Source organism: Terriglobales bacterium (assembly GCA_035764005.1).
Lineage (GTDB): Bacteria > Acidobacteriota > Terriglobia > Terriglobales > Acidobacteriaceae > Gp1-AA112.
Genome location: DASTZZ010000115.1, coordinates 136,203 through 146,569, shown reverse-complemented (window position 1 = coordinate 146,569; position 10,367 = coordinate 136,203). Strand labels below are relative to the sequence as shown.

Sequence of the window (10,367 nt, the reverse complement as noted above, 5' to 3'; positions counted from 1 at the left end):
GGCAGAGTCTCTTCGATGAGCAGGCGCTGAACCTTCTGTCCTTGCGGGCCAGTCTGATGCGTGACCAACTGCATGCCCAGAATCTTGCCTGCAAGTCCGGCGGCTTCGTCGGCGGTCTTGGCCAGCTTCACGCCTCCACCTTTGCCGCGTCCGCCGGCGTGGATCTGGGCTTTCACAACAATGCCCTTTGCTCCCGCCGCGAGCAGCCGCTTGGCGGCCTCGAATGCTTCATCTTTGGTGGTGGCCATCTCGCCGCGCGGCACCGCGACGCCGTATTTCGCGAGAATGCCCTTAGCTTGGTACTCGTGAATTTTCATGTAATGGAAAAAGAGGAAGGAACACTATGCGGTCCCGACCACATGAAGAAAACTCACGATTTTATAGGACGGGTCTGTGGACGAGCAAACAGCGCAGCTGGATTCTTTCTGTCATTCCGAACGGATGCTCACGCGTTGTTTGCGTGAGCAGGAGTGAGGAATCCCTAGGGACTGCATGAACTCTTAACGAAGACATCCAAGAATCGGTGGCGATTCCTCACGCCAAACCAGGCGTTCGGCATGACAGCAAAGAACACGAGCTCTAACGTCAACATCTAACCCAACCATGTGGAAGCAGTATCGTGGGCTGGTATTTCTCTTTTTCGGAACAGCTCTGCTGCTGTATATCGCGTGGGTGCTCAGGCGCGCGCTGCTGCTGATTTATGTGAGCGTGCTGATGGCAGTGCTGCTCGCGCCAATCGTTGCGCATATCCGAAAGTTGCGAATCAGGAAGTGGCGGCCAAGCCAGGGGGCTGCAGTGGCCATTCTCTTTCTTGGAGTAATTGCGCTTGTCGGTATTGCGCTCATCTACTTCGTCCCTCTCGTGGCAAGGGACCTGAAGGGTATCCAGCAGGTCTGGCCCAAGCGCATGGATGAGCTGCAGAGCTGGATCCATCACTACATTCCCATGATTCACATCACCAGCCAGCAGATCAACTCGTATATCCATCAGTTCATCGGCCAGAACATGCAGCCGAAAAAAATGACCAAGCTGGTGATCGAGGTCGGAACCGTGCTGCTGGCATCGGCGTATTTCATGATCGACGGGCGGCAATCGATCGCCTGGGCCGTGTCACTGTTTCCCTCCGACAAACAGCAGCGCGTTGAAACGACGCTCCTCCGCGGTGGACGCCATATGCAGCGCTGGCTATCGGGCCAGGCGATTCTCATGCTGATTCACGGCTGCTCTGCGCTGATCGTATTTGGTCTGCTGCACATGCAGTTCTTCTACGCTCTGGCGCTCTTTGCGGGAATCATCAACATCATTCCGGTGCTCGGACCAGTGATTACGGTGATCGTCGCCGGACTTCTTGCTGCCGTACATTCAGTCGGAAAGCTTTTGGGCGTAGTGATCTTTTTCGTCGTCTACCACAACGTCGAGAACAGCGTGCTCAATCCGCGCATCATGGAATCGAAGGTAAAAATTCCTGCGGTGACAATCGTTGTCGCGCTGATCATCGGAGAGGCATTTGCGGGAATCGTGGGAATGCTGATCGCAGTTCCGTCAGCAGTACTGATTTCCGTGCTGATTGACGAGTACATCTCTTCGGGCAAAAGCGATGTACTGGTGATTGGGGAAGAGGAGAGCAAGGCAGCGTGAAAAGGGGCAATAGGCGATAGGCAATAAGCAATAGGCGAGAAGCGAAGCAAAAGCCTATTGTGAGTAAAGGTAAGAAGCGGGCGGCAACGATTCGCGTTGGGGGGAAGTGCTCTTTGGGGTCGTTTTGCCTTTGCCTATTGCCTATTGCTTGTTCTCACTTCTTCTTCAACGCCTCCAACTCATCCAAGGTCCTCGGCCAATCGGAGCCCAGCAGGCGCGAGAGACTGCGATCGGCGAGAACCTTCCCGCCGGTCTGGCAGCGAGCGCAGTAGTTGGTCTCATTATCGGCGTAGCGAATGCGCAGAATCTTTTCGCCGCATCTTGGACATGGTTTGCCGTAGCGGCCGTGCACGGCCATGTCTTCACGAAAGGCGGTTACCTTTTCGGGAAATTTGGTGGTTGCGTCGGACTGCAGGCGAGCGATCCATAGCTCCAGCGTCTCGCGCGTGGCGGTAAACAGACGCTGCCATTCATCTGGTTTGAGCTTTTGTGTCAGCGCTATAGGCGACAGTCGCGCTGCGTGCAGGATTTCATCGGAATAGGCATTGCCGATTCCACTCAAAACGCGTGGATCGGTGAGCGCTCGTTTGAGCGTGCGATTCTCGGCCGCAAGTGCAGCCCGAAAGCTCTCGAAGTCGCTACTGAAGACGTCAATGCCTCCGGGATCGTGCGTTTGCAATCCCTCATCACCAGCGACTACGTGCAGCGATGCGCGCTTTTTCGAGCCAGCTTCCGTAAGCACGAGCGAGCCATTCGGGAAATCAAACGCGGCGAGGTTCTGGCGCCCTCCGAGCTTGGCATCCGCAGGGCGCCAATGCAGGCGACCGGCGATCATCAGGTGCAGCACCAGCCACAGGCCGTCGTCGAATCCAAGGGAGATGCGCTTGCCAATGCGGCGCAGTTCACGGACGGTGCGTCCCTCTACTTCTTCGATCCGCGGTTGCGCTGTGCGCAACAAAAAGGGACTGGCAATGCGAACGCGCTGAAGCTGCTGCCCAACGATGCGAGGCTCAAGCGCGCTGATATATGCAAGGATATCGGGCAGCTCAGGCATTCAGTGCAGAAACGGGAATCACCTATGCTCGGATCACGTGCACTTCAAGATACTCGGCGGGAATGAGCGTAGATCCGTCCTTCGCCTGGTTCTGCTCAGTCCACATGTGCACGAGGTCGGCAGCCAGGGCGGCTTGTCCATTGGAATCGAGGCGTGAGAATGCCACCTTCGTTGGTCCAAAGTATGTCCGAAAGAGCTGCACGACTTCAGCGGCCGCAAAAGGAAAGACAAAATCGCAGGCGCGTCGCGTGCACGTAATCTGTCTTGCGCCATTGCCGAATCGCTGTCGGACAACACTCTCGTCTCCCCATAAAGACGGAGCAGGTATGCCGGGCGGTGGAGGGACGTGCTTTGCTGTCGTCTTGAACATCTGTCCCGCAAAGCCGGTGGGCGTCCAATTACCCATTGCGATGGTACCGCCCGGACGACACACGCGCAGAAACTCGGCAGCAACGCGCTCGGGGCGTGGAGCAAACATCGCTCCGAAGACGCTGATAACCACATCGAATGAGGCGTCGGGAAAACTCAACTGCTCAGCATCGCCTTCGCGAAATTCAGCGGTGACACCAGCTTCTTGAGCGCGTTGGCGCGCCTGCGCAAGAAGGTTCGAGGCGATATCCACCCCAGTCACCTTCGCTCCCTTTTGCGCAGCGGGAATAGCGGTATTGCCGGTTCCACACGCAACATCGAGTACGCGTGTCCCCGGTTTGAGCTGCAGATGCTCGACGAATTCCTGCTCGGCAGCTTCGGCGTAGCGAGCGATGACGCCAAAGTCGCCCGCCATCCATGTATCGCGCATTCTGGCTTTCAGGCTGTTAATGTCAGGAGCGGCTGTTCCCATGCGGAACATCATACGCCGGACAGCAATTTCCTTCTTCAGACGATGCGGACAGGATCGAAGCTGGAGGGCACGGCGTCGGCCCTTTGTTATCAACGAATTCTTTGCCCGGAAACGCGGTACAATCCACTCGTTTCCCAAAAATAACTTTGCCAGGTACATGTCCTTTCGGACACGTACTTCGGTTATCTCTTTGTAGTCAGGTAAACCCGCCATCATTTACGGCAAGAGGCTGCATGTCTTCACCCACAGCCGGCGGTAAAACCATCCTCTGCGTCGACGACACTGCGTACGTCTTGCAGATGCTGGACATGTTCCTGACCGCCGTTGGATACCGCGTTCTAACCGCTCCGAATGGACGCGCGGCACTGGAACTCGCGGCGACTTTTGCGCTGAATGCAGCCGTGCTCGATTATGAGATGCCCGACCTTTCCGGGCTGGAAGTAGCCCAGATTCTCAAGCGCGAGCACCCCGGGCTGCCGATTTTGATGTACTCAGCTCATCCGCAGGAAGAAAAGGTCAAGAGCGCCGGAGTAGTTGATGTCTATGTGCAGAAGGAACAGCCGCAGGCGCTTGTAATGGAGCTTACGCGTCTGCTCGGAGACGCGCCTCCCGTTTTGGTACGCAGGCGCTATCCCCGCTTTTCCGTTTCTTCGGAGTTTACCCTCCGTCCCACTAGCCGTGAGAAAGCGGAGGCGGTTACCCTTCGCGGCAAATTGACAGATTTGGCCGAGGGCGGGTGCGGTGGTGACCTCGATACCGCGATCTTGCCGGGAGAACTTGTTGCACTCGATATCGGCGTTCCCAGGTGTGACTTGAAAGTAAAACTCAACGCTCGCGTGCGCTATCGCAACGCCGCGTCACACGGCTTTGAGTTCGTCGATGTCACGGCAACCCAGCATCAGAACCTGCGGCGCTGCCTCGATGTGCTGGCCACCACCCGCTGAGCGTAGAAGTCACAGGCTCTTGCACCAGCGCTTTACTTTTTCTGCTGCAATTTCTTCAAATCCAGCATGAGCGTTCGAGCCTCCGTGTGCATTAGCCCTTGCGCAGTGGTGGTAACGTCGTTGCCGCGGAAATTGGCGGTGCCGTCAAGGGCAGGTGTGAAGACATCCGGTTGGAAGACTTTAACATTGGCGACAATTTCCACGCGGCCATTCCCATTCCCACCGACGCCGCCCATGCCGCCTCGATTGAGAACCCTGCCAAGCTTTTGTCCAACGCTGGCAGTTTTGAAATCGGTGATCTCGGTGAAGACAATGTAATCGCAGCCCTGTCGTTTGGCCTGCTCATTCGCCGCGTCGCGATCGTTGGGATCGGCGGGCAGGATCACTGCGCGTCCGCCGAGGAAGTTCACTTCATTGGCGAGTTCCTGCTGCAAGCCTTCAACCGAGAAGGACTGGTCGGTGCTACTGGTGACCTGCGTGATTCCGATTTTCAGAACGCCGGATTTCTCGTTTGTGGTTGCATGGGTCGCTCCCGCGACCACTCCCTTCCCATTCTCGTTCGGTCCAGATTTGGTCACCGGAGGAAAGTTTGGTCCCGAATTGGGAACCGCCTGTGCTCCAACGGGCGAGTTCTGCGCAGCGATGAGGTCACGATAGCTGGTTACCTCGGTGTAGTCCCGTGGAGGTGCGAAGAGGGCAGGATCGAGCGTCTCGACCTCAATGTTGGCAGTCTCCTGGCGAACGTCGAACTCTGCGCCGGAACCATTGGTTGCTTTGGTCTCAATCAGCACGGGAATGCCGAGCGTCTCAACGCCGCTGGTTTTTGTCACCACGCGATCCTCACAGTGATGCGCTTCGAGGCTGCGCACCAGGATTTCGCGTTCCGCCGAGCTACAGCTCGCAGTAATGGGAGCATCGATATACCAGCCGTCGGTTGCGATATTCAGGTTGCCGGCGCAAGCGCCGTTGCCACCTTCGCTTGAAGCTGTCGTCTTGATATGCCTGGCCTTGTATCCGAAGAACGACTGCCTTTCCCCTGTGTCCTGGCGATTGATGTTGAGCGTGACTGTGCCCCCGGTGGCGGGTAGTGAGCTTGAGTTGGGCAAACTGCCCGCAGCGGGCATGTTGGTCACCAGGTACGTGCGGCCCACGTTATTAAGTTGAATCATCTTGTGGCCGGCGCAGTCAACGATGACCGAAGTTGCCGCAGGCGTGGCGCCGTTATCGATGCGAAGCATCCCATTCTTGCTCAGAACCGTGTTCTCAGAATTACGTCCTTGAGCCGTAACGCGGTTGGTAAGCTTCAGGTCCGCAAAGGCCATTGCAGGCAGAAGACAGAGGAGAAAGCCGAGTACCCGTAACTTCATACGCTCTCTTAAATTTAACGCGATGCGGATAATCGTGCATGGCGTGAAGTTGTTAAGTTGATGAAGCCGTACTCTCGCACGGGCAGAGATTTAGCGCGGTGAGTGCGTTATCAACAATGGTGTGGGCGTTGTGGAATTCCCAGCTTTTGTGTCTGTTACCTGTGTAACTGTTCGTCTATCCCAAAAGGTCCGATACTAGACCCATGTCCCGTCGGAAGTCCCAGCGACACTTCATCGCGCTTCCCGCTCTGATTTTTGGAAATGACGCCGATGGAAAGGCGTTCCGCGATCCAGTGTGCACACTCGACGTCTCCGCCCGTGGCGCCCGAATCGGCAACTTCCACCGCAAGGTCAACGTAGGGCAGGAGTTAACGCTCGACTACAAGAAGCACAAGGTCCGTTTTCGCGTGGCGTGGGTGGGGCAGGATGGCGGAAACAGGGCAGGACAAATCGGACTCCAAGCACTTGATCCACTGAACCGGATTGCCGATTTAGAAGGCCTGTTGAGCGGCACTTACGTGGACACCTTTAAGCTTTCGCTAGCCGACACCGCCAAGGCCTCCAGCTAACCATTCCCACCGCCTGCCATGGTGGCATAATGGCACGCCATGTTCGTGCTAGTCCTCGCGCTTCTTTCAGCTCTATTCGTTCAGACACCAGTAAATCCGCAGAACGCGTCTGCAACCACGCTGCGATACACGATCCTGAGCAACGCCAAAGTCGCCGGCAGCGAGGTAGATGTCTACAGCCCAGACGGTCGCATCGACAGCACATTCGAATTCAATGATCGCGGACGCGGTCCGAAGGTGAGCGCGCATTACCTGCTCGGAAGCGACGGCATGCCGCAACGGATTGATATCACCGGCAACGATTATCTGAAAGCGCCGGTGGATGAGCATTTCGCCGTCGAAAATGGAGTCGCGAACTGGAAGAGCACTTCCGAAAATGGGCAATCATCGTCGGCGGGTTTTTACATCAGCAACAACGGTTCGGCAGCCGAATCATCCTTTTTGGTGAATGCACTACTGAAGGCAAAGGACGGATCTGTGAAGCTTTTCCCCGGCGGAGAAGCCCGGCTCGAAAAGTTAACCGATGTCACGCTCGATAACGGAAGCCAGAAGCTGCACCTCACCGAATACGCGATCACCGGACTCTCGTATGAACCTCAGACCGTCTGGCTCGATGATGATCATCGTCTCTTCGGTTTTCCCGGCAAATGGTTTGCGCTTCTGCGAGAAGGATGGGAGCAGAGCAACGATCGTCTTTATGCGCTGGATCGTGCGGCAGCCGACGAGCGCTACACGCGCCTGGCGAAAGAGTTGGCAGAGCATCCGCAACATGCTGTCGCGGTAGAGCACGTCCGGCTCTTCGATTCGGCCAGCGCAATGATGCGCGAAGATCAGACCGTCATCTTCAACGGCAACCAAATCGCAACAGTGGGGCCAGCAAATTCGGTTCATGTTCCCGGCGATGCCCAGCGCATCGATGGGCACGGCAAAACCTTGCTACCCGGCCTCTTCGACATGCACGCGCATGCGCAAGCTATCGATGGGCTTCTCAACGTCGCCAGCGGTGTGACCTCGATTCGCGACATGGGAAACGACATCGATGACCTCAAGCATCTCCAGGACCGCTGGGCTGCAGGCGACGCGATCGGTCCACGGGTGTGGAAGGCCGGTTTCATTGATGGACGCGGCCCATTCCAGGCTCCCACTGGTCTTTATGCTGACAACGTTGACGAGGCCCTTGCCGATGTGAATCGCTATGCAGATCTTGGCTACATCCAAATCAAAATCTACAGCTCCGTCAAGCCCGAACTTGTTCCAGAAATCGTAAAGGCGGCGCACGCACACGGATTGCGCGTGAGCGGCCACATTCCCAATGGAATGATCGCTCGCCAATTCGTCGAAGACGGCGCCGATGAACTTCAACACATCAATTTCATCTTCCTGAATTTTCTTGGTTCACAGGTGAAAGACACGCGTACGCCAGAACGATTTACGGCGGTCGGAGCAAACGCTGCCAAGCTCGACTTGAATTCGAAAGAGGTGAATGACTTCATCGAATTACTGAAACAGCGACACACAACGGTGGACGTGACCCTTGCTGCCTTCGAAGGCATGTTCACCGGTCGTCCAGGAAAGGTTTCGCCCGACTTTGCTCCCGTGCTCGATCGTCTTCCCGCACAGGTTCAGCGCGGCGCTTACACTGGCGGTCTGCCGGTTACACCGGAAACCGATCAGCTTTACAAAGACTCTTACGAGGCCATGCTGCGCATGACCAGGAAGATGTACGACGCCGGCATTCCCATTTTGGCAGGAACCGATGCTCCAGCAGGAATCATGCTGCATCGCGAATTGGAGCTCGAGGTCCGTGCAGGCATTCCACCAACAAAGGCGCTGCAAATCGCAACTTTCAATGCTGCCAAGCTGTTAAAGCAAGATAGGAACCTTGGTTCCATTGAGGCGGGAAAGCGTGCAGACTTTCTGCTGGTGAACGGGAATCCAGCGGAGAACATCAGCGACATACGTCGCTGCCAACTTGTGATGAAAGATGGCGTCCTGTATGACAGTGCAAAGGTCTACAGCGCAGTCGGCATCCGTCCGAGCGCCAACTGAGCTGACTGCGCGCCGGCCAGCAGTCTCGCTGACCTCACTATTTCGCAGCAGTTTTTCTGCTCTCCTCGAATGCCTCTGGCGCATCAAACAGAGTAACTGCTTTAACTTAGATAATCCGACATGAACGTACGACCTTTCAGACAACGAATTCTGGCAGCATGTTTGACGCTGCTGCTCACCCAACCTTCATGGCTACTGGGCGCTACCACCGGACCCGAGTTGCCGGATCCCGGCACTACCAGCATCACGCGCGACCAGCAGATTCAGCTTGGGCGACAGGCATCCGCTGAAGTTTATAAACAAATGCCGGTGCTGCCGGATTCGAGTGCGCTGACTCAATACGTCAGGCGGGTTGGCGAGAAGCTGGTTGCGCAGATTCCTCAGGAATATTCCTGGCCGTACGAGTTTCACGTGATTCCCGAAAAGGAAATCAATGCCTTTGCCCTCCCGGGCGGACCAATGTTCGTCAATGCCGGAGCGATTGTCGCAGCTGACAATGAAGCTCAACTCGCAGGCGTGATGGCGCACGAGATGTCGCACGTATACATGCAGCACTCGGCGAAGCAGGCCTCGAAGCAGGCATTCACGAATGGCATTCTGGGAGTCCTCGGGGCAATTGTCGGCGGAGGCACCGCCGGAACGCTTGCGCGTTTGGGCATGCAGATCGGCGCCGGCGCCATCTCGCTCAAGTACTCGCGCAATGACGAAGCGCAGGCCGACGCGGTGGGCGCGATCATCATGTACAAAGCGGGCTATGATCCTCGTGCTCTGGCGCAATTCTTCGAGAAGCTCGAGTCCGAGGGCTCCAGCGGTCCACAGTTCCTGAGCGACCATCCCGATCCAGGAAATCGCAGCGCCGCCATCGACAAAGAAATTGCCGAGTGGCCTTCGCGCAACTACCAGAACAACAGTCAGGCGTTCGTGCAGGCGAAGCAGGAAGCCAGCCACATGCGGCTTTACACCGCACAGGAAATCGCCGACGGAGCCAAGCAGGGAAGGTGGGCACAGCAGAATTCATCCAGCGGAGCCACTCCGGCAAATCTCCCGGCTCCAACCAGCGATTCGCAGGGAAGCGCGAACCCAGGTGGAAACGCCAACATCAGCAGCGTGACTCCGCAGCAGGTAAAGCCCAGCAGCAATCTGCAGCCGTTGCAGCACAATGCCTTCACGATTTCCTATCCCGACAACTGGCAGGTATTCGGCGATCCTAATTCCAACGTGACCATCGCTCCGTCAGCCGGTGTAGGACAAAACGCAATTGCCTACGGTGTGGTCATCGGCGGCTCTCAGGACCAGAACGCCGACAGCCTCGATCAAGCCACGCAGGACCTGATCCAAAACCTGCAGCAATCGAACCAGAACCTGCGAGTTTCCGGCAGCGCGCGGACACTTCAGGTGAATGGCGTCGATGGCCGCTCCGTCTTTCTGACCGGCACTTCGCCTGTCGAGAAGAATGGCAAACCGCTGAGCGAACGCGATTGGCTTGTAACGCTCCCGCGTCCCCAGGGCGGGCTGTTGTACCTGATTTTCATTGCTCCACAGAACTCATTCAATCAATTCCGTCCGACCTATCAACGGATGTTGAACACTTTGCAGCTTAGATAGAACTCGGGAAGGGAATCTCCTCACGACGCTGCGTGTGCCCGCTACGGTCCAGCCCTCGAAGCGAGAATGCGTTTGCGCCTCGCGTAGCGTTGAACCGAGCCGTCCGTCGAAATAATCGAGATCAGCGTCCGTCACTCTTCCGTTGACGAAGTTCGGAACCGCGAATAGGCTACCGCAGAAAACGTTTTCCCAATTTCTGTTCTTCTGCTCGCAACAAATCTCACGATTGCGCCGGGCAAGATCGATTCGAGGAGACAGATCCGTGTCTAACATCAGCCGAAGGGACTTCCTGAAAAGAGG

The 10,367-nt window shown here is 56.5% G+C and carries 9 protein-coding genes; 5 read left to right on the top strand and 4 right to left on the bottom strand.

Annotated features, from left to right (window positions below; translation table 11 throughout):
• Nucleotides 1-317, bottom strand: a 317-nt coding sequence (locus VFU50_19680; GenBank protein ID HEU5235088.1) for an ATP-grasp domain-containing protein, incomplete at its 3' end; no start/stop codon positions are given.
• Between the two features lie 286 nt (nt 318-603).
• Here VFU50_19680 and VFU50_19675 point away from each other — a divergent pair.
• The gene (locus VFU50_19675) at nt 604-1,638 is read left to right on the top strand and encodes an AI-2E family transporter (protein HEU5235087.1); all 1,035 of its coding nucleotides are present in this window, start codon (nt 604-606) and stop codon (nt 1,636-1,638) included.
• A gap of 154 nt (nt 1,639-1,792) precedes the next feature.
• On the opposite strand, the gene VFU50_19670 is transcribed toward VFU50_19675, so the two are convergent.
• A complete protein-coding gene (locus tag VFU50_19670; protein ID HEU5235086.1) occupies nt 1,793-2,692 on the bottom strand; it encodes a DNA-formamidopyrimidine glycosylase family protein in 900 nt (299 codons plus the stop codon).
• Between the two features lie 22 nt (nt 2,693-2,714).
• Nucleotides 2,715-3,533, bottom strand: a complete 819-nt coding sequence (locus tag VFU50_19665) for a class I SAM-dependent methyltransferase (protein HEU5235085.1) — start codon at nt 3,531-3,533, stop codon at nt 2,715-2,717.
• A 233-nt stretch (nt 3,534-3,766) separates the two neighbouring features.
• Between VFU50_19665 and VFU50_19660 the strand changes: the two genes are divergently transcribed.
• Entirely contained in the window at nt 3,767-4,477 is a 711-nt protein-coding gene (locus VFU50_19660) for a response regulator (protein HEU5235084.1), read from the top strand.
• Between the two features lie 32 nt (nt 4,478-4,509).
• Here VFU50_19660 and VFU50_19655 read toward each other — a convergent pair whose 3' ends face one another.
• Entirely contained in the window at nt 4,510-5,844 is a 1,335-nt protein-coding gene (locus VFU50_19655) for a hypothetical protein (GenBank protein HEU5235083.1), read from the bottom strand.
• A gap of 203 nt (nt 5,845-6,047) precedes the next feature.
• Here VFU50_19655 and VFU50_19650 point away from each other — a divergent pair, with 203 nt between their 5' ends.
• The 3 genes from VFU50_19650 (at nt 6,048) to VFU50_19640 (ending at nt 10,067) form a co-directional block, all read left to right on the top strand.
• Entirely contained in the window at nt 6,048-6,413 is a 366-nt protein-coding gene (locus VFU50_19650) for a PilZ domain-containing protein (protein HEU5235082.1), read from the top strand.
• A gap of 39 nt (nt 6,414-6,452) precedes the next feature.
• On the top strand, nt 6,453-8,462 hold the full coding sequence (locus VFU50_19645) for an amidohydrolase family protein (GenBank protein ID HEU5235081.1): 2,010 nt from the start codon (nt 6,453-6,455) through the stop codon (nt 8,460-8,462).
• Nucleotides 8,463-8,582: 120 nt separating this feature from the next.
• A complete protein-coding gene (locus tag VFU50_19640; protein ID HEU5235080.1) occupies nt 8,583-10,067 on the top strand; it encodes a M48 family metallopeptidase in 1,485 nt (494 codons plus the stop codon).
• The last annotated feature ends 300 nt before the right edge of the window (nt 10,068-10,367 follow it).

What these genes read in the sequence shown, in the direction of transcription:
- VFU50_19675 (HEU5235087.1), top strand. Translation starts at nt 604, where the DNA reads ATGTGGAAGCAGTATCGTGGGCTGGTATTTCTCTTTTTCGGAACAGCT.
- VFU50_19670 (HEU5235086.1), bottom strand. Translation starts at nt 2,692, where the DNA reads ATGCCTGAGCTGCCCGATATCCTTGCATATATCAGCGCGCTTGAGCCT.
- VFU50_19665 (HEU5235085.1), bottom strand. Translation starts at nt 3,533, where the DNA reads ATGGGAACAGCCGCTCCTGACATTAACAGCCTGAAAGCCAGAATGCGC.
- VFU50_19660 (HEU5235084.1), top strand. Translation starts at nt 3,767, where the DNA reads ATGTCTTCACCCACAGCCGGCGGTAAAACCATCCTCTGCGTCGACGAC.
- VFU50_19655 (HEU5235083.1), bottom strand. Translation starts at nt 5,844, where the DNA reads ATGAAGTTACGGGTACTCGGCTTTCTCCTCTGTCTTCTGCCTGCAATG.
- VFU50_19650 (HEU5235082.1), top strand. Translation starts at nt 6,048, where the DNA reads ATGTCCCGTCGGAAGTCCCAGCGACACTTCATCGCGCTTCCCGCTCTG.
- VFU50_19645 (HEU5235081.1), top strand. Translation starts at nt 6,453, where the DNA reads ATGTTCGTGCTAGTCCTCGCGCTTCTTTCAGCTCTATTCGTTCAGACA.
- VFU50_19640 (HEU5235080.1), top strand. Translation starts at nt 8,583, where the DNA reads ATGAACGTACGACCTTTCAGACAACGAATTCTGGCAGCATGTTTGACG.